The following is a 25,296-nucleotide window of genomic DNA, read 5'->3' as shown; positions in this document are numbered from 1 at the left end:
ACCTTTCGTTAGTACAGACCACGTCCACCATAAATGTTACAAGATATTAATAATTGAGTCGTTGGTCGGCTTGAACTTGTACTTCGTCTCAAAGCCCTGTTTTGAGCGGTTTCGGCGGTTCTTTTATTGTTTTTCACTCACTAAACTATGGGCAGTTTAATCGAGAATTGCCCTGCTTATGAATTTAACTCGAACCTCTTTAAAAAGTCCTGCCAGTGTTTTGGTGATACTCACCTTGGTCGTGTTGTTTGGCGCCATGAGTATTTTCAAATTACCCATCCAGCTGACGCCGACAATTGAACAACCGCAAATCACCATATTTTCTGGGTGGCGACAAGCCGCACCTGAGGAAATTGAGTCTGTGATCATTGAACCACTGGAAAATGCGGTCAAAAACACTCCAGGAGCATTGGAAGTTAATACGCAAATCAACCGCGGTAATGGTGTCATCAACCTTACATTTGCGGTTGGCGCAGACATGCAGCAAGCCATGTTAGACGTGCTAACAAGCCTTAATCAGGCTCCGCCGCTACCGTTGGACGCATTTGATCCGATTGTAACCGCGGGGGGCGGAAACCCAGGTGCTGGTGGTGGAGGTCTTGCGGCAGCATCACTGTTAGTCGTGCCGACGACCGATATTGATACGCTGGATATGGCGCAGTACCAAAAAGCCATTGATGACATCGTTCAACCACGACTTGCCAGAGTGCCAGGCGTGGCTGGGGTTAATATGGCGAGTCAAAGACCACGTGAACTACGCGTGACATTTGACCCTTATAAAGCCGCATCGCTTGGTATATCAATTGGTCAAATTGCCAATACCTTGTCAACAGCAACCGATGTATCAGGTGGCGTAGCCGATGTTGGTCGACGTCAATATACAGTGCGCTTCACGGGTAAGTATTCGCCTGAAAACATTGCGGATATGCGTGTCGGCTACAGCCAGAATCGTCCGATTTATCTGCGTGATATAGCAACGGTTGAGAATACGTTGTCAGACCGTTTTGGCATGACATTGAGAAATGGTAAATCCGCCTACTATATTACGATTTCCAGAACCAATGACTCAAACACTGTTGCAGTACTGGACGGCATTAATCAAGCAATAAAAGAGCTCAATGAAGGCGCTCTAGCCAGTGAAGGTTTGGCGATTGAATTGAGCTTTGACGCTTCTGTTCATATTCGTAATGCCCTCGATCTGGTGAAAAGTAACTTAGGCCTTGGTGTTGCCTTGGCGTTGGGCATTCTTTACCTGTTCTTCAGAGGTGTTGGCCCAACATTGCTGATTGCCAGCACAATACCTGTTTCACTTATGGTGGCTTTTCTTGCGCTGAGTTTGTTTGATCGTTCATTAAATGTAGTGTCGCTAGCAGGATTGGCGTTTTCAGTAGGTTTGGTATTGGATGCTGCCATTATTGTGCAGGAGAATATATCGAGGCTTCGTAGTGAAGGCTTTGATGATAAAAAAGCGGTATTAAAAGGTGCTACGCAAGTCAGTGGTGCACTATTCGCATCAACCGCGACAAGCGTTGCGATATTCCTTCCGATACTGTTTATGGCTGGCATCGAAGGCCAGTTGTTTTCTGATTTAGCCTTAACCTTGGCGATATCGGTCATCGCTTCATTTGTGTCGGCAATCACTATCATCCCCATCGCCAGCAAATATCTCCTAAAAAGCCACAGTGTGGCGGATCCCTTTTCCAATTATTGGCAGCGCTTAACCCGCTTGGTTATGAAGTTGACTAATACACGATGGAAACAATGGGGCTGGGTCAGCGGTTTGCTCGCCGGCTCTGCGTTGGTCACTGTGTTATTTTTGCCGCAAACAGACTTTATGCCGCGCGCACCTACGGATGGTTTCTTCTATAGCATTATTACGCCTCCGGGCGGCAACCTAGGCTACATGGAAGAAGAAGTGGCGAGTCGTGTAAAAGAACGTTTAATGCCATATTACAAAGGTGAAAAACTTCCTAAAATCAAAGACTTTAACTTCTATGCCTTTGGATCGAATGCGGGTGGTTTTATTTACTCAGACGATCCGACTCGTGTTGAAGAATTAATGGATGTGGTGCGCAACGAAGTGTTCGCAGGCTTACCGGATACGCAAGCCTTCTTATTCAGAGGCTCGATGATCCGGGTTAACAACGGTGGCGACGGGCGTACTTTGAGCATTGATTTAATTGGCTCTGATCTTGAAGCCTTAATCGATGTTGCACGAGTGGGTTTAGGCAAAGTGAATGAAGTGATGCCCGGCGCGATGGCGAGGCCACAACCTTCGTTAGATATGGCTGAGCCAGAATTACGCTTAAACCCGGATGATCGCAGAATAACCCAAGCCGGTTTGAACCGACGCGATGTGGCGCGGGCCGTGCAAGCGTTTACGAGTGGTATGTTTGTCAGCGAATATTTCGATGGCAACGAGCGTATGAACGTTATTTTGCGTTCGCAGCGTTGGCAAACGCCAGAGCAGCTGGCCGAACTACCCATTTACACACAAGACGCGGGTATCCAAACCATTGGCGAGTTAACCGATATTCAGCGTACTGTAGGACCCGCTCAATTGCGTCGTGTGAATGGGAAACGGACCATTTCGATTGACGTTACACCGCCCGCCGATATGAGCTTGCAACAAGCACAACAAATCTTGGCAACGCAGGTGTTACCTGAAATTAAGGCAATGTTACCCGGAGATGCGAGCGTTATTTTGGGTGGTAATGCAGAGCAAATGGATTCGGCGATAGAGGAAATGACCATCAACTTCTTCTTAGCCTTATTTATTTTGTTCTTGCTGATGACAGCACTGTTTAAATCAGCCAAAGATAGTCTATTGGTGTTGCTCATTATGCCGCTCGCCATTGGTGGTGGCGTATTGGCGCTGGCGTTCTTGAATTTATTCACCTTCCAGTCACTTGATCTACTGACCATGATTGGCTTCATCATTTTGTTGGGGCTAGTGGTTAATAATGCCATCCTCCTGGTCGATCAAACACGTACCGCTGAAAGGCAAGGCTTAAGCCGTACACAAGCTGTTGAGCAGGCGGTTCAAATCCGTGCTCGCCCGGTTTACCTGAGTACATTAACCAGTTTGTTTGGCATGTTGCCGCTGATGGCAATGCCAGGTGTTGGTTCTGAAATATATCGTGGACTTGCCACCGTAATTGTTGGGGGGATGGCTGTGAGTGCTATTTTCACCCTTATTTTAATGCCCAGCCTGTTGTTGTTGGGAAATAAAAAACAGTCCGTTCACAACGAATCCAGTGCAAGTTCAGTATTTACTGTACGTGCTTCTAACGTAACGAATTAACAGGGAGTACCTCAATGAATAAGTTTACCCATGTGATGGCCACTGCACTATTTATGACACAGATCTCAGCCACGGCACTTGCACAAGAGATTAAAGTACCAGTTAAAGTGGAAACGGTGCAGCAGGCACCATTAACCACTAATGTAAAAGTACATGGCACTGTGTTTGGACACAATGATGTTGATTTGACCGCAGGTGCTGCTGGCCAATTGATTTATGTGGCTGAGCCTGGCCAGTTTGTCGAGAAGGGCGAGGCGGTGGCGCAGATTGACCGATTACCGGTTCAGCTTCAACACGCAGAGCAAGAGGCGTTGATCCGTCGCGCGGAATTGAATGTTAAATTTCAACAAAAGGAATTATCCCGCTTGATGTCGCTAGCCAGAACGGATGCTGCAGCACAAAGCCAAATTGATTCAACCCAGAATCAATTGGATATGGCGAAGTCAGACATTGAGCTGGCGAAAATTCGGTTGCAGCAACTGGCAGATAGGCTCGACAGGACAACTGTTCGGGCACCCTTTGATGGAGTCGTCAGTAGTCGATATCAGTTATCTGGCCGAGAGGTCAGTCGAGCTGAACCTTTAGTACGATTCTTAGATATAGATAATCTGGAAGTTCAGCTTTATGTGCCGATCAAGTATTTGCCGTTTGTATCATTAGGCCAAGAAATGTCGATAGCCAGCGATGAGTTTACCCACGTGCAACAATCGCAAGCACTTATTTCAGCGGTTATTCCTGCTACTGATGCGCGTTCACAAACCTTTGAAATCCGAGCTAAGATCGACTTGGACAATCAAACCAAATGGGCCAGTGGTCAGTTGGTTGACGTAGTGCTACCGGTGACCAAACGTGAAGAGGTTACTCTTATTAATCGAGATGCATTGATTATCCGTCGTGACGGCACTCATGTGGTGAAAATTGATAGCGAAAATAAAGCCCACCATATCCCCGTGCGAGTCGGTAAAGGCGAAGGGCAGTGGGTCGAAGTTAGTCCAGCTGAAGAAGGTAAGCTACTTGAAGCAGGCGATAAAATCGCTGTGCGCGGTGCTGAACGTTTAAGTGAAGGGCAAGAAGTGACCATTCAAAGCGTTTCGTAATTGTGTTGATTTGGCGCCTCAGTTGCTGAGGGTTGAGGCGCCGTAAACTAATGTTCGCTTACTTAGAGCTTTTTTGTTCGGCTTCTTATGCAATTCAATTTTTGACGTGATTATTTGGCACGTAGTTTTCAGGTAGAATGAAAGCTCCCATGGATCTGGATAAAACACATTATGCAAGATACACAATCAAACCTAGTTTTAGTGATAGCCAATAAAAATTACTCATCCTGGTCATTGCGACCTTGGATCCTTATGCGAGCATTAAATATTCCGTTTACTGAGAAATTACATGCGTTTGGGCCATCGACTGGAGCCCCTCAATTTGAAAACACTACGCCATCGGGTTTAGTTCCTTGTCTTCTTGATGGTGATATTGTCTCGTGGGATTCGTTGGGGATAACCGAATACTTGGCTGAGAGGTTTCCTCATGTGTGGCCTGATGACGCAGTGGCTAGAAATTGGGCGCGTTGTGCCACCGCAGAAATGCATTCTGGCTTTTCTAATCTTCGCAATATTTGCCCAATGAATTGCAGCGTAGAGGTGTCTTTGCATTCGATTCCTGAAGGATTGACCAAAGATATCAAGCGTCTAGACAGTTTATGGCAAGAGGGCCTAAGCAAGTTTAAAGGGCCTTATTTAGCCGGTGCCAAATTTAGCGCAGTGGATGCGTTTTTTGCCCCGGTGGCCTTTCGTATCAAAAGTTACGGTTTAATACTCAGTGAAGGTTCTATGGGCTATGTGGAGCGTTTGTTGGATTTACCTGACATGCAAGCGTGGAAAGCATCTGCTATTGAAGAGCCATGGGTGGATGCAGAGCACGAGCATGAATGCTATCTGCATGGCACTTTGCTCAGTGATCTCAGGCAGCACAAAAACAGTTAATATGCCTACTCAGTTTTCATAATAGCTTTGCTAGACTAGCTTGCGCCTTGTGCATTAGCGTATAGGCGATAGATAATTGCCATAATAAAACAAATCATTGCCGGTACCAGCAGTGCCATAAATTGCAGATGTGCAAATAGGTAGGCACCGGCGCTACCGCCTAGAATAAACCCCACAATAATAATAAGAAACAATATGCCTTTACGTTTATCAAAGGCTTCCCCCCGGATAAACGCCCCAAGCATAATACCGAGATCGGTAAAAATGCCGGTCAAATGAGTTGTGCGTATGATGGCGCCACTGTATGTGGTGGCGAGTGCGTTTTGCAGGCCACAAGCAGCAGAAGCGAAAAAGTGCCCGTAAAATGATCCATTGGAAAGCAGCCAGAGTGACACTAACAGCAGCAATGCTTCAATCAGTAACGCACTGTCATAATGCCGTCCGAACTTGAGCGAAGAGCCATGCAGGATTACACCGGCAAGTGCAGCACCAAGCAAAAAGGACAACAACACTCCCATTAGATGCACAAGCATTTGAGAATTTGCGGATAACAGCTGCGTACCGAAAATGGTTGCAGAGCCCGACACATGCGAAACCGATTGGTGTTCAAAACCCAGCAATCCAACCGCATTGACGATACCGGCAACAAGAGCCAATGTGAATGCACCTATTTCAACCCATTTGGGTAGTTGGGTTATCACTTTGTTTTCCTTATTCGGCTACAGAGAGCCAATGCTTTTAACCGTTATATCGTAAATCACTCAGTTTCTATGAAAGGTGTTCGTGTTGTCGCCTTAGAGCAAACGACAACATGTTTGAGTTTGTTAGCTTACGTCGAAAATACTATCAGACATGATAAGACTTTAGCCCAATATTCCCTGAAATATTATGTTGCCTCATAGTCTGGCAATACAGAGGGCTTCTACAGGCTTGAACTGATGACTAGGTGGGTAATGCTTAAACAGTTAGAGCGGTGGTGCAAACGCACTTACTTTAAATATATAAAGGCTTGCCTGAATAGGTAAACGTTTTCCAGTCGATCAAAGTGCTAAGCAATAACTCTCTGAGGGTCAGTGTGCGTGGCGCGAGTTTGCCTTTGTGATTCCAGCAATGCCCTGCGCATGCTGCTGACATTGTACGTTTATTCGGTAATGTCAAAGTGAGCTCTGTCGCTTCTAGGATCTTCTTGTGAGCAGAATCATCTACGTATGCGCCATCAAATGAAAACCAGCCAAAACGATTTAGGTGTAGGGTTTGGTTTTCGACTTGGATCCGATCGACACAATCCAGTTCTAAGTGCTGGTGATCATAGTGAGTGACATTCACGCACACCGGTAATCCGATACTCGCTTTTTTCTCAAACCACTGTTGTATTTGTTCAGCAGTAATAGTGTTTGCTGGATTCTTTGTCGCTTGTTTGTTGCGCCATGAACCGTTGTGCGCATCGACATCAAGTGGTGTGGGATTATTAACTAAATACTCGGCGGCACGTTTCACATGATGTGACAACCCACCCAATTTGCGTCGCATTAAAGCGGCTTGGCCGGGGCCTTGCTGTGCCAATACCATCAACTCCCGCTCATACAATGCATTGCAAACATCGGCAAACAAGGGGTGTTCGCTGATTTGAGCAAAAATATCGGTTTGAGGTGGTTGATCAGAGCTAGTCATATTGGCCGCGCATTGCGGAGATGTTTCGGATCTTGATAGCCTGCCTTACAAGCAGGCTATCATCAAGTAATAATCGCGGAAATTATTGACCTTTTATTTCGCTGCGGCCTTTATACGGTGCATTTTCACCCAATAACTCTTCAATTCGAAGCAATTGGTTGTATTTAGCTACACGATCGGAACGACACAGTGAGCCTGTCTTGATTTGACCGGCGGCTGTACCTACGGCTAGATCGGCGATGGTTGCATCTTCAGTTTCACCGCTACGGTGTGAAATAACTGCCGTGTAACCCGCATCTTTCGCCATCTTGATAGCGTCTAATGTTTCACTCAATGAACCAATCTGGTTGAATTTGATTAGGATTGAGTTGCCTACGCCGTTATCGATCCCACGTTTTAGGATTTTGGTGTTGGTAACAAAAAGGTCGTCGCCTACTAGTTGGACTGAGTCGCCAATTTTCTTGGTTAAGCTACTCCAGCCATCCCAATCGCTTTCATCTAACCCATCTTCAATCGATACGATAGGGTAACGCTTCGACAAATCAGCTAGGTAATCACCAAAGCCTTCTGAGTCAAATTGCTTACCTTCACCAGATAGATCATAAACGCCGTCTTTGTAGAATTCTGATGCGGCACAATCAAGTGCTAGCGTGATATCACTACCCATTTGATATCCAGCGTTCTCTACTGCTTCAACGATCACTGAAAGAGCTTCTTCGTTTGATGCTAAGTTGGGGGCGAATCCGCCTTCATCACCCACAGCAGTGTTTAGGCCTTTTGCATTCAATACTTTCTTCAATGAGTGGAATATTTCAGCACCCATGCGCAACGCTTCGGCAAAGTTTTTTGCGCCGACAGGCTGAACCATGAACTCTTGAATATCAACGTTATTATCAGCATGCTCACCGCCATTGATGATGTTCATCATCGGTACAGGCATGGAATATTGACCTTCAGTGCCGTTCAATGTGGCGATATGCTGGAACAAAGGCACTTTACGTTCTGCGGCTTGTGCTTTTGCAACCGCTAGCGATACCGCTAAAATAGCGTTGGCGCCTAATACTTCCTTATTTTCTGTGCCGTCTAGCGTAATCATTGCGTTATCGATTGCGCGTTGGTCAGCTGCATCCATACCTATCAAGGCACCTGCAATAGAATCATTGATAGCGTTAACCGCTTTTGTGACACCTTTACCTAAGTAGCGGTTTTTGTCGCCGTCACGCAATTCTAACGCTTCGCGTGAACCTGTTGATGCGCCTGATGGTGCCGCCGCGCGACCCATTGCACCTGATTCCAAATAAACGTCAGCTTCAACCGTTGGGTTTCCACGTGAATCTAGAATTTCACGTCCGATGATACGACTAATGGTTGCCATGCTGAATTCTCCTAATTAATGATGTTTTTTTTGGTATTCGCCAGCAGCAGCGACGAATCCGGTAAATAATGGGTGGCCATCTCGTGGTGTAGAGGTGAATTCAGGGTGGAACTGACCTGCTACGAACCAAGGATGATCCGGAATTTCAATGACTTCTACAAGACGTTTGTCTGTGGACAAACCACTGACAACTAAACCGGCGCCTTCGATTTTATCGCGCAGCGTATTGTTCACTTCATAGCGGTGGCGATGACGTTCGAAAATTTCATCACTGCCGTATAACTGATGGACTTTACTGCCAGGGATCAAGTGGCACAACTGACTACCTAGACGCATGGTGCCACCTAAATCTGAGTTGTCATCGCGGAATTCTTTTTGTCCATCTGCATCCAACCATTCTGTGATCAAACCCACAACTGGATAAGGTGTTTCAGGATCAAATTCGGTGCTGTTGGCGTTTTCCATGCCAACGACATTCCGCGCGTACTCTACTAGTGCGACCTGCATTCCTAAGCAAATGCCTAAATACGGTACTTTATTTTCGCGGGCGTATTTCACCGCTGCAATTTTACCTTCAATACCGCGCTCGCCAAATCCGCCTGGTACAAGGATCGCATCCATGTTTTCTAGGATTTGCGTGCCTTTACTTTCTACATCTTGTGAATCGATATGTTTAATATTAACGGTTAGTCGGTTTTTCAAACCGGCATGTTTTAGTGCTTCGTTAACAGACTTATAGGCATCCGGTAATTCAACGTATTTACCGACCATACCAATAGTGACTTCACCTGTTGGGTTAGATTCTGCGTAAAGAACCTGTTCCCATTCTGTTAAATCTGCTTCTGGGCATGTTAAACCGAAGCGATCAACAACCAGAGAGTCCATGCCTTGCGCTTTTAGCGCGGCAGGAATTCGGTAGATGCTGTCAACGTCTTTTAATGAAATAACCGCTTTGTCGTTAACGTTAGTGAACAGGGCTATTTTAGAACGCTCATTAGCAGGCAGTGCGTTGACTGAACGACACACTAATATATCTGGCTGAATACCGATAGAGCGTAGCTCTTTAACTGAGTGTTGAGTCGGTTTAGTTTTCACTTCGCCTGAAGCCGGCATATAAGGCACTAGTGTAAGGTGCATATACATCGCACGTTCGCGGCCAATCTCAGTGCCTAACTGACGAATGGCTTCAAGGAACGGTTGTGACTCAATGTCACCTACCGTGCCGCCGATTTCAACAATAGCAATGTCACTGCCTTCCGCACCTGCAATAATGCGGCGCTTAATTTCGTTAGTGATATGTGGAATTACCTGGATCGTAGCGCCGAGATAGTCACCGCGGCGTTCGCGTTTGATTACTTCCTCATAAACACGACCTGTGGTGAAATTGTTTCGCTTGGTCATGCGGGTGCGAATGAAACGCTCATAGTGTCCAAGATCAAGATCGGTTTCAGCGCCGTCATCCGTAACGAATACCTCACCGTGTTGGATTGGGCTCATGGTGCCCGGATCCACATTAATGTAAGGGTCTAGTTTGAGCATGGTAACGTTTAGACCACGCGCTTCAAGAATAGCGGCTAATGAGGCAGCGGCAATACCTTTTCCAAGTGATGATACAACACCACCAGTGACGAAAATATAATGTGTCATGCGAAACCTAAGGCTTAGAGATTGAACAGGCTTTTGCCACTCACTCACCCGAATGACTCGATTGGGCTTTGTGTAGCGGACGGCGCAATAGTATACGCAGAAAGCGCTACAGACACAATCAATCTGTAGCGAGTTAGCGGTGCTTTTTTTCGTTATTGTTTGCTTAACTGTTGTAGTCGAAACAACGCATCGAGTGCCTGACGCGGCGTCATCTCGTTGGGATCAATAGCGTTTAAAGCGTCAATCGCTGGATGCGTATCAAACATCGGGACTTGTTCGGGGACCGATACGTTGGCTGTTGTGCCGTTTTCTGTCGCAATAGAGTCAGTCTCAAGTTGCTTTAACTTGTGTTTGGCGGCCGAAATTACGCTTTTGGGCACGCCAGCGAGCTGTGCAACATGTAGACCGTAGCTTTGGCTAGCGGCACCATCATGAATGCTGTGCATAAAGCGAATAGTATCGTTGTGCTCTATTGCGCTCACATGCACGTTGACCACGTTTTTAAATTGTTCTGCCAATTGGGTTAATTCAAAGTAGTGCGTGGCAAAAAGTGTTAGCGCGCCTACTTTATTCGCCAAATAGCTCGCTGTTGCCCATGCTAGCGACAAGCCGTCAAAGGTACTGGTGCCACGGCCAATTTCATCCATCAGCACTAAGCTACGCGGCGTTGCGTTATGCAGAATATTCGCGGTTTCCGTCATTTCAACCATAAAGGTCGAGCGTCCTGACGCAAGATCATCTGATGCGCCTATACGAGTGAATATGCGGTCAATTTCGCCGATCTTTGCATTTTCTGCAGGTACATAGGAGCCAATGTGTGCAAGCAACACGATCAATGCTGTTTGACGCATATAGGTACTTTTACCGCCCATATTGGGGCCAGTGATGACTAACATTTGCCGCTTATCGTGCATGCTAAGTGGATTGCCGATAAAAGGCTCCTGCATAACCTGCTCTACAACAGGATGTCGACCATTGTCGTAGTTTATGCTGGTGTCTGACACCCACGCTGGTGGATGATAGTCGAGCGTAGTGGCGCGCTCAGCCAAACAGTGCAGTACATCTATTTGAGCGACCGCTTGTGCGCACTGAATAAAGTCAGCCAGTTGAGGTAGTAGCAAATCGAATAATTGTTCATACAACTGCTTTTCCAGCGCCAAGGCGCGGCTTTGGCTGGTTAACACTTTATCTTCGTGAGCTTTTAATTCAGGAACGATGTAGCGTTCATTGTTTTTCAGCGTTTGTCGACGAATATAATCAGCAGGTACCTGAGCACTGGATGCTTTGCCAATTTCAATAAAGAAGCCATGTACTTTGTTGTAGCCCACTTTTAATGAGCTAATACCGGTTCGTGCTTTTTCACGCTCTTCTAGTTCTTGTAAAAACTGGGTTGCACCGTCTGCTAGATCACGCAATTCATCGAGTTCCGCGCTATACCCCGGGGCAATTACGCCGCCATCACGAATGACGACTGGCGGATTATCAACTATGGCGTTCGTCAAGAGTGCTTTGGCATCATCGAAGCCAAGACACGCACTACTCAAGCGAGAAAGTCCGCTTGATGGATGATTCTCTGTACTACGAGAGAGATGATCTACTAATGCAGGAAAGGCAATCATCGCCTCTCGCAGACGCGCAAAATCGCGCGGACGCGCAGAGCGCAAAGCCAAACGCGAGATGATGCGTTCTATATCACCAATTTGTTTCAACAACGGCGTAAGCACTTCATCCGCTGCAATAAGGCTGGCAATCGACTGTTGGCGTTCCGTTAACGTATGTTTATCCGTAATCGGATGGTGTAGCCAACGCGATAATAGGCGACTTCCCATTGCAGTAGCCGTTGTGTCTATTGCTGATAGTACGGTGTTTTCTCTGCTACCACTTAAACTCACGGATATTTCGAGGTTTTTACGTGTGGCTTCATCGAGCTGGATCCAGTGCTCAGGGTTTTCAATAATAATCGATTGAATATGGGGCAATGCGCTGCGTTGTGTATCCCGAACATATTGTAAAACGCAACCCGCCGCACCTAACGCATTGTGAGTACTGTCTACGCCAAAACCGCTTAGATCAGCGGTGCCAAATTGTGATGTGAGTTGTTCAAAAGCACTTTGCTGTTCAAATTCCCAAACCGGACGACGGCGAGCGCCGCGCATATCCGCAACGATATGGGCAAAATCAAAGTCTTCAGAGTAGAGGATTTCGGCAGGTGCTAAGCGTGCTAGATCGGCTTTAAATGCACTTTCATCTTGAGAGCAACATAAACTGAAACGGCCCGTCGATAAATCTAATGATGCGATGCCAAATTGATTGTTCAGATGGCAAACGCCGACCAGCAAATTTTCTTTACGGTCATCCAGCAAGGCTTCATCGGTCAGTGTGCCTGGCGTGACAATTCGTTGTACTTGCCGTTCAACGGGCCCTTTGCTGGTGGCGGGGTCTCCTACTTGCTCGCAAATCGCAACTGAAACCCCTAATTTAACTAACTTGGCTAGATAGCCCTCTACGGCATGGTAGGGAACACCTGCCATCGGGATCGGATCGCCACCTGATTTACCACGAGCGGTAAGGGAAATATCGAGTAATTGAGCCGCTCGCTTGGCATCGTCATAAAACAACTCATAAAAATCCCCCATGCGGTAAAATAACAGCGAATCTTTGTGCTCTGACTTTATGCGCAGGTATTGTTGCATCATGGGCGTGTGGCCCGCGAAGGATTGTGGTTGAGTTGCAGGTTTGTTCGACGGCATACTAGCGGTTGTATCGATTCTTATTGGTAAACATTTATGAATTCATCGCCCCATGTAGATCACATGTTAACACTAACGTTGGACCCAAGTTATGGCGACATCGAGGCCTTGGCTGAACAGTTAGGACATTTGCTTGAATCGGCGAACAAACACATATCCTGTGCTGAATCATGCACAGGCGGAGGCATAGCTTACGCGATTACGAGCGTGGCTGGAAGTTCTGCTTGGTTTGATCGTAGTTGGGTGACCTATGCAAATGAAGCTAAGGTCGATGCGCTGGACGTTTCGCCTGAAACCTTAGCGAGCGTGGGGGCCGTCAGCAAAGAAACCGCGAGTGAAATGTTGGCTGGCGTTATCAAGGGGTCAGGGTCAGAAGTGGCAATAAGCGTTACTGGGATCGCAGGCCCTGGCGGTGGCAGCGAGGATAAGCCCGTCGGCTTAGTGTGGTTTGGATTTTCCGTCGATAAAAAAGAATGGCTTGTTGCTCAACAATTTAGTGGTGATCGCGGTCAAGTTAGACGACAAGCGATTTGTTTTGCGTTAGCATTTCTGATCGAACGCCTAGTTGATTAGCTGGACGCATCCTGCATAATTCAAAAAAAGACTTGTAACTGTATACTTAAACAGTATACTGCATAAGTATACAGTATTTATTCCGATTCAATACATAAGAGGATCACCTTCGTGGATGACAACAAATCCCGCGCACTGAGCGCTGCTCTTGGTCAAATAGAAAAGCAATTTGGTAAAGGTGCAATCATGCGCCTTGGTGACAACCAAGCCATGGACATCGAAGCGATTTCAACAGGATCGTTGAGCATCGATATTGCATTGGGAATTGGTGGTTTGCCATGTGGGCGTGTTGTTGAAATTTACGGGCCTGAATCATCCGGTAAAACCACGTTAACGTTGCAAGTAATTGCAGAAGCTCAGAAGAAAGGTAAAACCTGTGCGTTCGTAGATGCAGAGCACGCACTTGATCCTATTTACGCTGAAAAATTAGGCGTGAATATTGATGATCTATTGGTGTCACAGCCGGATACCGGTGAGCAAGCGCTTGAAATTTGTGACATGTTAGTGCGCTCAGGTGCCGTTGATGTGGTGATTGTTGACTCGGTGGCAGCGCTGACGCCAAAAGCCGAAATTGAAGGGGACATGGGAGATTCTCACGTGGGTCTTCAAGCGCGTTTGATGTCTCAGGCGCTGCGTAAGTTAACGGCTAATATCAAACGTTCGAATACCTTGTGTATTTTCATTAACCAAATTCGTATGAAGATTGGCGTTATGTTTGGTAACCCTGAAACCACAACTGGCGGTAATGCGCTTAAATTCTACTCTTCTGTTCGATTGGATATCCGTCGTATCGGTTCGATCAAAGAGGGTGATGAAGTGGTTGGTAATGAAACGCGCGTTAAAGTGGTTAAAAACAAGGTTGCACCGCCATTTAAACAAGCAGAATTCCAGATTCTGTATGGTCAGGGAATTTCCAAAGAAGCGGAATTAATTGACCTTGGTGTTCAACAAAAAATGGTTGAAAAGGCGGGCGCTTGGTATAGCTACAATGGAAACCGAATTGGTCAAGGTAAAGCCAACGTGGTTAGATTCTTGAAAGATAACCCAGAGATCTCAGCTGAATTAGAAACACGTATTCGTACTGAATTGTTGTTGCCAAAAACGAAAGCAACAGACGAAGCATTAGCGCCAGCTGAAGAATAAGTTTTAAAAGCTCCCTAGCTTTTTTTAGCCGCATCAGGAACGATGCGGCTTTTTTATTTGAGCTTAATATTTTTCGATGTCATAAAAGCAAAAGCAAAAGCAAAAGCAAAAGCAAAAGCAAAAGCAAAAGCAAACAAGAGCACTGGTGTATTAATGTAAGTGGCTATAGTTTGCTAACGGTTATAAGAACTTACGCATTGACATCAATCGATGGGTCGTTTGACTTCCAACTGGGTGGTGTTTTGCCTTGAAGGATATAAGAGAATGCAATTAGCTCAGCAATGACGTAATAGAGCTGCTCTGGAATTTCCTGGCCTAAGTCTAATGTACTCAAAAATTCTGATAAGTACCGATCTTCGTGGATCATGACATCATTTTGCTTGGCCACAGCGATAATTTCTTCTGCTAGCTCGCCAAAGCCTTTTGCAATAACTTCCGGAGCTGCGCCTTTTTCTGCACTATTGTATTTAAGCCCGACTGCGCGCTTGAACGCTTTACTGCCCTTTTTCACGTTACACCTGCGTCTGAAGTAGTTGATAGGGTTTTGAGCGCAAACTGTCAGGCACAGCGCCTAACTGGCAAGTCGGCGGCGTCATTTCAAGACCTAATGCGTCCAAGCGTTTGCGCAATGCTGGCAGAAATTCAAGGATACGCGTCTTGAGCCCCTCTGTACTGGTATACAGATTAAGATTTAGCGCTGATTCTTGCAGCTTGCACTTACACAGCACGTCACCATAATCTCCGATATTCATAAGCATCGTGAGGTGCCATACATGTTGGCCGGTACCGGACTTTTTCTTTTTGTCCGGCGATTGGCTTTCCCTGCGTATCAGTAGCTCAGTATCGCGAGTACCGCTTTGCGCCGTTGACGGTAGAGAATAAAACAAACTGTCTTGACCTTGAATTGTCGTGTCACTTTGACTGAGTTTGCTGTAACCGTGTTGACTCAGAGTTTTGCTAAGTGTTCTTAGCAACTGCTGACGCTGTTCTATTTGGGTAAATTCCTGTGCGCTTCTAGCAACTGGAGGTGCTGTATTCACAGGGGCTTGAGCATTTCCCGCAGGCGATTGCCCCAAACTTTGCTGCAAACTTTGTAGTAATTGCCCTACTCGTTGTTGTGCAGCATTAATACTACGCCCACTGCGGCTTGCGAGACTCAATTGCAACAGCGTTATCAGACCAGATACCAAATTGTTGCTGGGCGCTATTTGTGAAATCGCCTGACTGCTAATAGGCAGCGCAGGCATTTGCAGTAGTTGTTGCAGCTGGTTGGCATCCGGTTGCGGTGTAGTTAACGGTCTTAATGCTTGGCTAATGTGCTGTATTACGTCTTTATAGGCTGGCTCTATTCGTTGACCCAGTTGTGTCAACACTTGTTGTAATTGTTGTGCATTCTGAGTTGAAGAATCAGCATTAATAAAATGATGTTTAATCGCTTGCTGTATTTGCTGCACCAGCTCAGGCGGCACTGTTTTACCACTTGAATTGGCACTTATGGATTCTACACTTGTGTTCGATGTTGCCGTTTTTCCAATCGGAGTCTCGTGTATCGGTGACGCAATATGCGTATTTCCTAACTTGCTCAGCGCACTATCAGCGGGGAAGCGCTGAATAGATTGAGCAAATAATTGTTGTTGCTTGTCTGAAAGATTAAAGAACTTACTTAGCTGCTTCTCAATCTGAGGAGCCAATTTTGGCAAGTCGCTTATGGCGAGTCTTTGCTCTGGTGTGAGTGACGGAAGCGATTGCGTAACTGCCTGCTTTATTAAAGGCAGGGTGATGTTAATCGCCAATTGTTGACGTTGATCTAATTTTAAGGAGGTTTGTAATCCAGCAGTCTCCGTACCTTGTTTAAGCAACTGCAAAACTTCAGGTTTTAAAATGGTAGCTAGCGCATCTGTGATGCTTTTTGTCAACGCTGCAGGGATACCGGTGGTGCTTAATTGCGGTAAAACAGTTTGTGCAGTTCGAGCATCAATCGCAATTGGCGCAATTACGGCTTTGCTATTTGTGGGGATCGCAGACTCGTTGCTTGAAGGCGGTGTTACGGTCGATGGTTTTTGTAACTGGGATGAGAGTTCATTGTTAGACGCATCTGTAGTTTTTTGTGGCGCTGTTTGTGCAATTAGGATCTTAGCAACCCATTTATTACCTGCTTGCTGTAATTCAGTATTTACGACCTGACCCGTTTTCAGTGGCACATTGGTTGATGGCCACTGCACGGTCACTTCGCTTAATTTACCCAATGGTGGTTGCAGTTGTAACTGAATTGTCTGACCTTGTATTGAAACAACTTGAGCTTGGCGCAATTGAGGTGAGGTAAACTCGCTACCAATTAGTTTCGTAACACTTGGTTGGGAACTGAGTGCATTAAGGAGTGTCTGTTGTTGCTGCAGTGATATCCGAGCACTAAACAACTGTTTTTGCTCTGTTGTAATGATGACGGCATCACCTGTTGAAGACAGAGCTGCTTGTGCGCTGCCTGTTGTAATGCCTGCTTTAGGCAAGAGGTCGAACAGCGTGCGCCCTTTTGAGTCAGTCACTTGTAATTGCGCATTGTTACTTTGGATGACGATTGGGCTTAAAGCGACAGGCGTTGACAATTGAGCGGCAGAGACAGCACTTTTACTGGTCAATGAGGCCAGTGAAGAAACGAGGTTCTGTAAATTTAACTCTTGCATGTCAATTGTATCGGCTTGAGCACTGATAAATTAATTGTACTCTAGTTTGCATCTTTGTTGTGGCAAATGCGTATTCATGAATGCATGACTAGCTTTGTTAGCAAAATGCAGAAAGATAACGTTTTTCTGTTAAATAATTCAGATAAAATGACCAATAGGATGCGTGTCCTCACATGCAAATATGATAGACTTCCGCGCAATTTATTTAGTATGAATCAACGCTCAACCACTAAGGACATTTTGTTGCCACGTTTACGCGCAGTCGAACTCACCTGTGTTCGTCGAGATAGAGTATTATTCGAAACGCTTAGTTTCGAGATAGCCTCTGGTGAACTAGTGTATTTAACCGGCCAAAATGGGGCGGGAAAGACCAGTTTATTGCGTACATTGGTAGGTTTTCATCAGCCGCAAAATGGCGATGTGTTGTTCAATGGCGCGTCGATATCTGATGCCAGTGTAAAACGTTCATACGCACGCGAATTGATCTATATCGGTCATAAATCAGCAGTCGATCCACACGCTTCAGCTTTTGAAAATTGCCAATTCTGGTGCGCACAACACGGGATCAAGGTGGCACCAGAAAGAGTTTACGATGTGCTCGCTACATTAGGGTTAGTGGGCCTGGAAGATATACCATGCGTGCAGCTATCAGCGGGTCAAAATCGCCGTGTAGCGCTGGCGAGATTATGGCTAAAGCCAGAAGCATTACTTTGGGTTTTGGATGAACCCTTTACAGCATTGGACGTACATGGCATTGAGTTGGTTGAGTTACACATCAAGTCTTTTACCGAGAATGGTGGAAGTGTGCTGTTAACATCTCATCAAACCTTGCAGCACGTAAAGCAGAACAAGACGCTGGACTTGGAGTATCGAATATGATCATCAGTCCGTACAGCGCTATGTGGCGTCGCGAGTTTACTCTTGCCTTTAGACAAAAGTCTGAGTTGGTTCAACCCTTGGTCTTCTTCGTTCTGGTGATAAGTTTATTTCCTTTAGGTGTGGGTCCATCCCCAGACATTTTGCAGCGAATAGGCCCTGGTGTGATCTGGGTCGCGGCGATTTTGTCATCACTATTGGGTATGGAGCGTTTGTTTAGAGATGATTTTCAGCAGGGTTGGCTTGAGCAACTCACGTTAACCGATGCTTCTATGGCGGGGTTGATGGCAATAAAGGTTGGTTGCCATTGGTTGGTCTCATTTGTGCCTTTGGTCATTGTGTCACCGTTGTTAGCCATGTTTTTAAATTTGACCCAGGATATGTATTGGGCACTGCTGGCTACGTTAGCTATAGGTACTCCACTTATCAGTTTGGTTGGTGCAATCGCTGTGGGATTAACCATGGGACTCAATCGCGGCGGCGTATTGTTGTCTTTACTTCTGATCCCTTTATTTATCCCGCTGTTAATCTTTGCAACATCTGCTATTGAGGCGGCCTCAATGCAACTACCGTATTTTTCTCAATTGGCGTTTATTGGAGCATTGTTGTTGTTTGCTATGGCTTTAACACCTTTTGCTATCAGTTACGCCGTTAAAGTGAGTTTGAACTAATGTGGAAATGGTTACATCCCTACGCAAAACCTGAACGTGCGTATCAATTATGTTCAACCCTGTTACCGTGGTTTTCGATCACGGCGGTTGTCACTCTGGTTATTGGCACGATATGGGGGTTAGCCTTCGCGCCTGCAGATTATCAACAAGGTGATTCATTTCGGATTATCTATATTCATGTGCCTAGCGCTATGTTATCGATGGGAACCTATGTGGCAATGGCTATTGCGGCGGCCGTCGGCATGATTTGGCAATGGCGAACAGCATATATGGCCATGATTGCAATGGCGCCAGTGGGCGCGGTGATGACTTTTGTCGCCTTGTTTACCGGCGCTGCATGGGGTAAGCCAATGTGGGGTACCTGGTGGATTTGGGATGCACGCTTAACCTCAGAATTAATCTTGTTGTTTTTGTACTTTGGCGTTATGGCGTTATACGCGGCATTTGAAGACAAGCAACAAGCCGGTAAAGCAGCCGGTGTTATGGCATTGGTTGGCGTTATCAATGTACCCATTATTCACTACTCTGTTGAGTGGTGGAATACCTTGCATCAAGGCGCCACCATTACCAAATTCGATACACCTTCAATTGCCGCAGAAATGTTGTGGCCGTTGCTGATCAATATATTAGGTTTTGCCGCATTTGTTGGCGCAGTGACCTTGGTCAGAATGAAAAATGAGATTTTACGTCGTGAAATAAACCGACCATGGGTATTGAACGAAGTGAAAGGTGTTCAATCAAACATAACCAGTGAAAGAGGTTAGCTGTGCAATTTAATAGTTTCAGTGAATTTTTTGCCATGGGCGGTTATGCATTTTTTGTGTGGTTGTCATTCGGTGTAACGGCTATCGCTATGGCGCTAATCGTGATTGAAAGCCATATGGCACGTAACAAGCTACTTAATCTCATTGTGAGTGAACAAGCTCGCAAGCAGCGCATTGCAGCTGCAAGAAGTAATCAAAAAAGTAAAGAAGGGTAGACGTGTAAATGAATCCTCGTAGACAAAAACGTTTGGCTGTTGTCGTTGGTGTATTACTGCTCATTTCAGGTGCGATCGGCCTGATGCTTTACTCGCTAAATGAAAACATTGATCTGTTTTATACGCCATCTGAAATTATTGAAGGTAAAAGTGGTGCCGTGCCAGCTGTGGGACAGCGCTTGCGCATTGGCGGTATGGTGGTTGAAGGTTCGGTTACACGTGATCCGCAATCACTGGCGGTTAGTTTTGACTTGGTTGATATAGGTGAGCATGTCACGGTTCGTTACGCAGGGATATTGCCTGACTTGTTTAGAGAGGGGCAGGGTATTGTTGCAACGGGAGTGTTGACTGAACCGAGAGTCATTGAGGCACACGAAGTATTGGCGAAGCACGATGAAGAATACATGCCGCCTGAATTGGCTGAAAAAATGAAAGGTATTAAGCACGTAAAACCCAGCGAAGCGGAGTACTAATATGATCCCTGAGTTAGGTAATATTGCACTAACGCTAGCGTTGGTGCTCTCCATTTTACTCTCTGTATATCCTTTATGGGGCGCTCAAACCAATAATACACGTTTGATGGCGACAGCGAAGCCACTGGGCATTGCTTTGTTTGTGTTTACTGCAATTGCTTATGGGTGTTTGACTTATTCTTTTCTTATGGATGATTTCAGTGTTGCGTATGTGGCACATCACTCTAACAGTTTACTTCCTATCTATTACAAAGTGACTGCGGTATGGGGCGGTCATGAAGGTTCATTTTTGCTGTGGGTACTGATGTTATCTGGCTGGATCATTGCGGTTTCAGTATTCAGTAAAGGTATTCCACAGCCGATGGTGGCGCGAGTACTGAGTATATTGGGCATGGTTTCAGTTGGCTTTTACTTATTTATGCTACTGACATCTAATCCATTTGAGAGTTTGTTGCCACTATTTCCAGTAGATGGGCGAGATTTAAACCCTTTATTGCAAGATTTCGGCATGATTATCCACCCACCCATGCTGTACATGGGCTATGTTGGATTTTCCGTGGCATTTGCATTTGCAATTGCTGCTTTGATCTCAGGCCAGCTGGACAGCACCTGGGCACGATGGTCTAGACCCTGGGTGATTGCAGCATGGGCATTTTTAACATTAGGAATTGCACTGGGGAGCTGGTGGGCCTATTACGAGTTGGGCTGGGGCGGCTGGTGGTTCTGGGATCCGGTTGAAAATGCGTCGTTTATGCCTTGGTTAGTAGGTACGGCCTTGATGCACAGTTTAGCCGTGACTGAAAAGCGCAAAGTATTTAAGTCATGGACTGTGTTGCTTGCCATTGCCGCGTTTTCCTTAAGCCTTTTAGGCACATTCCTTGTACGTTCTGGTGTAATAGTATCTGTCCACTCATTTGCCAGTGATCCGGCGCGCGGTATGTTTATTCTGGGCATACTGATCGTGTTAAGTGGTTTTGGTTTATTGCTCTATGCACTTAGAGCAAAAGAACTCAGAAGTCGAGGCAAGTATGATAGTTTCTCGCGAGAAGTATTATTAATCGGTAACAACGTTCTGCTATGCGCCGCGACCTTGGTTGTATTACTGGGAACTATCCTCCCTTTGGTTCATAAAGAATTAGGGTTGGGCACTATTTCGGTTGGCGCACCGTTTTTCAATCAAATGTTTGTTGTTTTGATTGTGCCATTTGTGTTTATGCTGGGTTTAGGGCCATTGTCTCGCTGGAAACGTCAACCGGTTAAAGATCTGCGCAATCATATGTTGGTTGCATTCGGGGTGAGTCTGAGTGCGGCGCTATTGGTGACTTATTCCTATGACCAGCCGACATTTATGTCCGTGCTGGGCATGGTGTTAAGCTTTTGGATTTTGGTGACCACGCTACAGGAAGTTAAACAACGCGTGTCAGCTCAACGGGAAAGAAGCTCCTCGCAAGCGTTATTAGGCCTCTCTCGCAGTCATTGGGGAATGGTGCTTGGCCATGTGGGCTTTGCCGTAACCCTAATTGGTATAACACTGGTCAGCAATTTTGAGCAAGAGCGTGATGTTCGCATGTTGCCTGGAGATACCGTATCGCTAGGCGGATACGAGTTTTTGTTTACCGGTGTTAAACAAGTGGATGGTCCTAATTTCCGCGCAGATGTGGGCGTCTTTGATGTGTTTAAAAATGGTGAAAAGATTGACCATTTAGAGCCAGAAAAGCGCTTTTATTCAGTTCAGCGCATGACCATGACAGAAGCGGCTATTCATACTTCTATCACACGTGATTTATTTATTGCATTGGGTGAGCCGCTTGATGGCGGTGCATGGGCGGTGCGCGTTTATATTAAACCGTTTGTGATTTGGTTATGGTTAGGCGCTGGTATTATGGCATTCGGCGGTGTTATGTCGATTGCCGACAAACGCTATCGCCTGAGCAAAGTTGCTCAACTCAAAAAACGAGGTGCTGCTAAACCACTGTCGGACAAACCAATGGAAGGGAGCGTTTAACTGATGAAACGTACGTGGTGGTTTGCACTTCCTGCCCTGGCTTTTGTGGTATTGGTGGTATTTTTATTTCAAGGGTTATTCAGTGATCCAAGAGAGCGCGAATCTATGGCGCTTGGGAAACCTTTACCGCCTTTTGAATTGCCCGATCTTTTCCAGCCAGATATTACCTACACGCCAAGTAGCCTAAAGGGAGATGTCACCATATTGAATGTGTGGGGCGTTTGGTGCGTTACCTGTGCAGTTGAATTGCCTTATTTAACGCAATTACGTGAACAGCATGGCGTACGATTTGTTGGGCTATATTACGATCAAGACTTAGATCCTGATTTTGGCACCAAAACACTCGCTCGCGTGCAGACTGAAGTGTCTCAAATGCTGACCCGAATGGGTAACCCCTACCAGTTCCAAATCTTTGATGTCGTCAGAGACTATTCGTTAGATTTGGGTGTTACTGGCGCACCTGAACATTTCTTGATTGATGCCAATGGCAATATTCGTTTGCATCATGTTGGCGATATCAATGAGCGCGTTTGGAATAACAAGATCCTGCCTGCATACAATCAGTTATTGGCCGAAAAAGCGCAAGGAGAACAGCCGTGAATATTTGGGCTAAATGTATTCTTGGATGCCTGCTGTGTTTTGTGTCCTTATCGAATTTGGCAATTGCAGAAGAAATTATTGCGCAGGATGGAGTTGATAGTTATCAATTTGACTCTGAGGCTGAGCGTGAAACCTTTCTTTCATTAACCGCTGTGTTGCGTTGCCCGATGTGTCAGAACCAAAATATTGCAGATTCTGATGCCATGATTGCACATGATATGCGGCGCAAGGTTTATCAATTACTCAAGCAAGGCAAAAGTGAACAAGAAGTAATTGATTTTATGAAGGAGCGTTACGGTGATTTTGTCTACTACAAGCCGCCGGTAACCCCTTATACATTATGGTTATGGGTGCTCCCAATCGCCTTTGCGATATTTGCCTTGATATTCATAACTCGCAAACGCGCCGTTGTGCCAGATGCTGAAGATCAGGCACAAAAATTAGCCCGCGCTGACGCAATATTAAAGCAGGAAGAATAAATGAGCTGGACATTATTTTACATTGTGATCGTTGTGTTTGTTGCAGCGATCGTCGTCACTGTGAGTTTGCCCTGGCTTAGAAAGCGTGATCAACGTGCTGTTGACCAGCTACGAAACGCACAAATCGTAAAGCAACGACTCGGCGAAATTGAGAAAGAATACCACGAGGGCTTGATATCTGAGGATGACAAGCAACAAGCGATCACTGAATTGAAGTTAGCGCTGGTTGATGAAGCCGGCAATGATTCAATAGATGAATCTGTGGCTAAACCCTCAAGTACGAAATTAGCCATCATCGTTGGATTGTTAATAGCATTGAGTATTGGCGGTACCGTCTATTATCGTGCGAATCATTTGCATGAAGTGCAAACGCTGGTGTCAGCGACACAATCTATTGGAGAGCTAAGCGACAAATTAATCGCGGTGGCAAATGATCAAGCGGATATTTCACCACAGGAGTTACAACTCTTAGCATTAGCCATCCGTCAGCGATTGCGTGATACGCCGAAGGATGATCAGGCATGGCTGAATCTGGGGCGTTTGTATATGAGTATGGGATTCTCCGAGCAATCGATCGAGTCTTTTGAACGTGCGTTTACGCTTGCGCCAGAAGATGTTAATACGCGTTTAAGCTTTGCTCAGGCGCTGATGTTATCTGGGACTGATGAACATTTACGCCGCTCTGAACGGTTATTAGCCTTTGAACTGACGCAACAACCACAGAATGATAACATTCGTTTGATGTTAACTGTGGTGAATGCACAATTGGGTAAGGCTGAGGAAGCGCAAGCCTATTTCGATACCATCAAAGATAAAATGTCGCCCAGCAGTGAAATGTATCAATCATTGGTTGCGCGTCTTGCAGAGTTGTCGGGTAACCCATCCATACCGATTGTTGCTGAAGAGGCATCAGCTCAGACACAAGATGAAACAAATTTAACTGGTTTTAATGTGGCGGTATCAATAACATCTGAGCTGCTGGCCAAAGTGCCTGAGAACGCGTTCTTATTTGTATTCGCGCAAGATGCAGGCAGTGCCATGAGAATGCCTGCCGCTGTTGTAAAATTGCCGCTCGCGTCATTACCCGTGAATGTCACATTGACAGAGCAAAATGCGATGATGCCAAATTTCACGTTAAATCAAATTGAACGAGCTAGGCTGATTGCACGTATATCCAAGGACGAAAATGTAGAAGCCGTTAAAGGTGAACTTCAGGGGATGACAGAAATCCCAACAACTACCGGTCAGGTAGTTAACGTTGAAGTGATGATTAATCAGGAAATTGAATGAACCAAAAATTAGTATTGCTCTTGACAGTCTTCATGCTCGGATTAGGCGGGTGCGCCTCCAATAAGAGCCAAGAGCAAGTGCAAGCCAATGACATATCGACCGATCCACGTGACCCACTGGAGCCCGTTAACCGCGTGATGTGGGATTTTAACTATGACGTTTTAGATGAATACATATTGCGTCCCGTCACAGTTGGTTATGTTACTGTCATGCCTCAATTTGCTAGAACCGGTTTGCTGAATGCAGCACAAAATTTAGAAGAGCCGGTGAACGTGGTGAATAACCTGTTACAAGGCAAGGTGGGAGCCTCACTTGATAGTTTGGTGCGTTTTGTTTTAAACACTACCATTGGCCTGGTGGGTACCATAGATGTGGCTGAGAAGATGGGGGTGCCACGTCGAGATGAAGATTTTGACGAAGTGCTTGGTGTATGGGGGGTCGGCAATGGTCCGTATCTAATGCTACCCGCGGCCGGCCCAAGTGATGTCAGAGGTGTGGGCGGACGATATGTGGATAACGCCTATTTTCCTATGACTTACTTAAACAGTAATTTCACGTTGTTACGTTGGGGCGTAGAAGTATTAGAGGGGAGAGCACGGGCAATGGAGCAAGAACAATTGCTGGAAACCTCTGCTGACCCTTATGCATTTGTGAAAAATGCCTACTTCCAGAATAAAGAGTTTCAGGTCAAAGACGGTAAAATTGAAGAGGAGCAACCTGATGAGGAAGAGCTACTCGATTTTGAAGACTTTGAAAGTATGCTAGAAGACATAGAGTAGGCACACTAAATAGCTCTTCTA

At 45.9% G+C, this 25,296-nt stretch carries 22 protein-coding genes; 15 read left to right on the top strand and 7 right to left on the bottom strand.

Going from position 1 to position 25,296, the window contains the following annotated elements:
* Positions 1–178: 178 nt before the first annotated feature.
* From CSH93_RS06070 to CSH93_RS06060, 3 genes are all read left to right on the top strand, one after another.
* The gene (locus CSH93_RS06070; RefSeq protein ID WP_100642275.1) at positions 179–3,304 is read left to right on the top strand and encodes an efflux RND transporter permease subunit; all 3,126 of its coding nucleotides are present in this window, start codon (positions 179–181) and stop codon (positions 3,302–3,304) included.
* 14 nt (positions 3,305–3,318) lie between these two features.
* Positions 3,319–4,401 carry an efflux RND transporter periplasmic adaptor subunit gene (locus tag CSH93_RS06065; RefSeq protein ID WP_100642273.1) on the top strand — a complete coding sequence of 361 codons (1,083 nt, stop codon included), beginning with the start codon at positions 3,319–3,321 and terminating at the stop codon, positions 4,399–4,401.
* Between the two features lie 171 nt (positions 4,402–4,572).
* Positions 4,573–5,283, top strand: coding sequence for a glutathione S-transferase family protein (locus CSH93_RS06060; RefSeq protein WP_100642272.1), 711 nt, complete (start codon positions 4,573–4,575; stop codon positions 5,281–5,283).
* A 35-nt stretch (positions 5,284–5,318) separates the two neighbouring features.
* Here CSH93_RS06060 and CSH93_RS06055 read toward each other — a convergent pair whose 3' ends face one another.
* From CSH93_RS06055 to mutS, 5 genes are all read right to left on the bottom strand, one after another.
* Entirely contained in the window at positions 5,319–5,984 is a 666-nt protein-coding gene (locus CSH93_RS06055) for a YoaK family protein (protein ID WP_100642271.1), read from the bottom strand.
* A 292-nt stretch (positions 5,985–6,276) separates the two neighbouring features.
* The gene (locus CSH93_RS06050) at positions 6,277–6,954 is read right to left on the bottom strand and encodes a hypothetical protein (RefSeq protein WP_100642270.1); all 678 of its coding nucleotides are present in this window, start codon (positions 6,952–6,954) and stop codon (positions 6,277–6,279) included.
* Positions 6,955–7,036: 82 nt separating this feature from the next.
* The gene (eno, locus tag CSH93_RS06045) at positions 7,037–8,329 is read right to left on the bottom strand and encodes a phosphopyruvate hydratase (RefSeq protein ID WP_100642268.1); all 1,293 of its coding nucleotides are present in this window, start codon (positions 8,327–8,329) and stop codon (positions 7,037–7,039) included.
* Positions 8,330–8,344: 15 nt separating this feature from the next.
* Positions 8,345–9,976, bottom strand: a complete 1,632-nt coding sequence (locus CSH93_RS06040) for a CTP synthase (protein ID WP_100642267.1) — start codon at positions 9,974–9,976, stop codon at positions 8,345–8,347.
* Positions 9,977–10,128: 152 nt separating this feature from the next.
* The gene (gene mutS / locus CSH93_RS06035) at positions 10,129–12,726 is read right to left on the bottom strand and encodes a DNA mismatch repair protein MutS (RefSeq protein WP_240615488.1); all 2,598 of its coding nucleotides are present in this window, start codon (positions 12,724–12,726) and stop codon (positions 10,129–10,131) included.
* A 63-nt stretch (positions 12,727–12,789) separates the two neighbouring features.
* On the opposite strand from mutS, the gene CSH93_RS06030 reads away from it, so the two are divergent.
* Positions 12,790–13,299, top strand: coding sequence for a CinA family protein (locus CSH93_RS06030; protein ID WP_100642363.1), 510 nt, complete (start codon positions 12,790–12,792; stop codon positions 13,297–13,299).
* Positions 13,300–13,410: 111 nt separating this feature from the next.
* Positions 13,411–14,442 carry a recombinase RecA gene (gene recA, locus CSH93_RS06025; protein ID WP_100642266.1) on the top strand — a complete coding sequence of 344 codons (1,032 nt, stop codon included), beginning with the start codon at positions 13,411–13,413 and terminating at the stop codon, positions 14,440–14,442.
* A gap of 190 nt (positions 14,443–14,632) precedes the next feature.
* Here the strand turns inward: recA and CSH93_RS06020 are convergent, their stop codons facing one another.
* Both CSH93_RS06020 and CSH93_RS06015 read right to left on the bottom strand, forming a co-directional pair.
* The gene (locus CSH93_RS06020) at positions 14,633–14,953 is read right to left on the bottom strand and encodes an EscU/YscU/HrcU family type III secretion system export apparatus switch protein (RefSeq protein ID WP_100642265.1); all 321 of its coding nucleotides are present in this window, start codon (positions 14,951–14,953) and stop codon (positions 14,633–14,635) included.
* 1 nt (position 14,954) lies between these two features.
* The gene (locus CSH93_RS06015; protein WP_100642264.1) at positions 14,955–17,123 is read right to left on the bottom strand and encodes a hypothetical protein; all 2,169 of its coding nucleotides are present in this window, start codon (positions 17,121–17,123) and stop codon (positions 14,955–14,957) included.
* 243 nt (positions 17,124–17,366) lie between these two features.
* Between CSH93_RS06015 and ccmA the strand changes: the two genes are divergently transcribed.
* The 10 genes from ccmA to CSH93_RS05965 are packed head-to-tail and all read left to right on the top strand — an operon-like array spanning position 17,367 to position 25,275.
* Positions 17,367–18,002 carry a cytochrome c biogenesis heme-transporting ATPase CcmA gene (gene ccmA / locus CSH93_RS06010; RefSeq protein WP_338063494.1) on the top strand — a complete coding sequence of 212 codons (636 nt, stop codon included), beginning with the start codon at positions 17,367–17,369 and terminating at the stop codon, positions 18,000–18,002.
* On the top strand, positions 17,999–18,670 hold the full coding sequence (gene ccmB / locus CSH93_RS06005) for a heme exporter protein CcmB (protein ID WP_100642263.1): 672 nt from the start codon (positions 17,999–18,001) through the stop codon (positions 18,668–18,670). The genes ccmA and ccmB overlap by 4 nt, the downstream gene beginning before the upstream one ends.
* The gene (locus CSH93_RS06000) at positions 18,670–19,434 is read left to right on the top strand and encodes a heme ABC transporter permease (RefSeq protein WP_100642262.1); all 765 of its coding nucleotides are present in this window, start codon (positions 18,670–18,672) and stop codon (positions 19,432–19,434) included. Before ccmB ends, CSH93_RS06000 begins: the two co-directional genes overlap by 1 nt.
* A 2-nt stretch (positions 19,435–19,436) precedes the next feature.
* Positions 19,437–19,649 carry a heme exporter protein CcmD gene (gene ccmD, locus CSH93_RS05995; protein ID WP_100642261.1) on the top strand — a complete coding sequence of 71 codons (213 nt, stop codon included), beginning with the start codon at positions 19,437–19,439 and terminating at the stop codon, positions 19,647–19,649.
* Between the two features lie 8 nt (positions 19,650–19,657).
* Positions 19,658–20,122, top strand: coding sequence for a cytochrome c maturation protein CcmE (gene ccmE, locus CSH93_RS05990; RefSeq protein ID WP_100642260.1), 465 nt, complete (start codon positions 19,658–19,660; stop codon positions 20,120–20,122).
* Position 20,123: 1 nt separating this feature from the next.
* Positions 20,124–22,127 carry a heme lyase CcmF/NrfE family subunit gene (locus tag CSH93_RS05985; protein WP_100642259.1) on the top strand — a complete coding sequence of 668 codons (2,004 nt, stop codon included), beginning with the start codon at positions 20,124–20,126 and terminating at the stop codon, positions 22,125–22,127.
* A 3-nt stretch (positions 22,128–22,130) separates the two neighbouring features.
* Positions 22,131–22,727: a redoxin family protein gene (locus tag CSH93_RS05980; protein WP_100642258.1), complete on the top strand. Its 597-nt coding sequence runs from the start codon at positions 22,131–22,133 to the stop codon at positions 22,725–22,727.
* A 41-nt stretch (positions 22,728–22,768) separates the two neighbouring features.
* Entirely contained in the window at positions 22,769–23,206 is a 438-nt protein-coding gene (locus CSH93_RS05975; protein WP_420807245.1) for a cytochrome c-type biogenesis protein, read from the top strand.
* Positions 23,207–24,496: a c-type cytochrome biogenesis protein CcmI gene (gene ccmI, locus CSH93_RS05970; RefSeq protein ID WP_100642257.1), complete on the top strand. Its 1,290-nt coding sequence runs from the start codon at positions 23,207–23,209 to the stop codon at positions 24,494–24,496.
* A complete protein-coding gene (locus CSH93_RS05965; protein ID WP_100642256.1) occupies positions 24,493–25,275 on the top strand; it encodes an MlaA family lipoprotein in 783 nt (260 codons plus the stop codon). Before ccmI ends, CSH93_RS05965 begins: the two co-directional genes overlap by 4 nt.
* Positions 25,276–25,296 lie beyond the last annotated feature (21 nt).

It is taken from the genome of Neoalteromonas facilis (genome assembly GCF_002807665.1).
Classification (GTDB): domain Bacteria; phylum Pseudomonadota; class Gammaproteobacteria; order Enterobacterales; family Alteromonadaceae; genus Alteromonas_E; species Alteromonas_E facilis.
The sequence above is the reverse complement of the archived record's forward strand: the minus strand, read 5'-3'. Positions and strand labels throughout refer to the sequence as shown.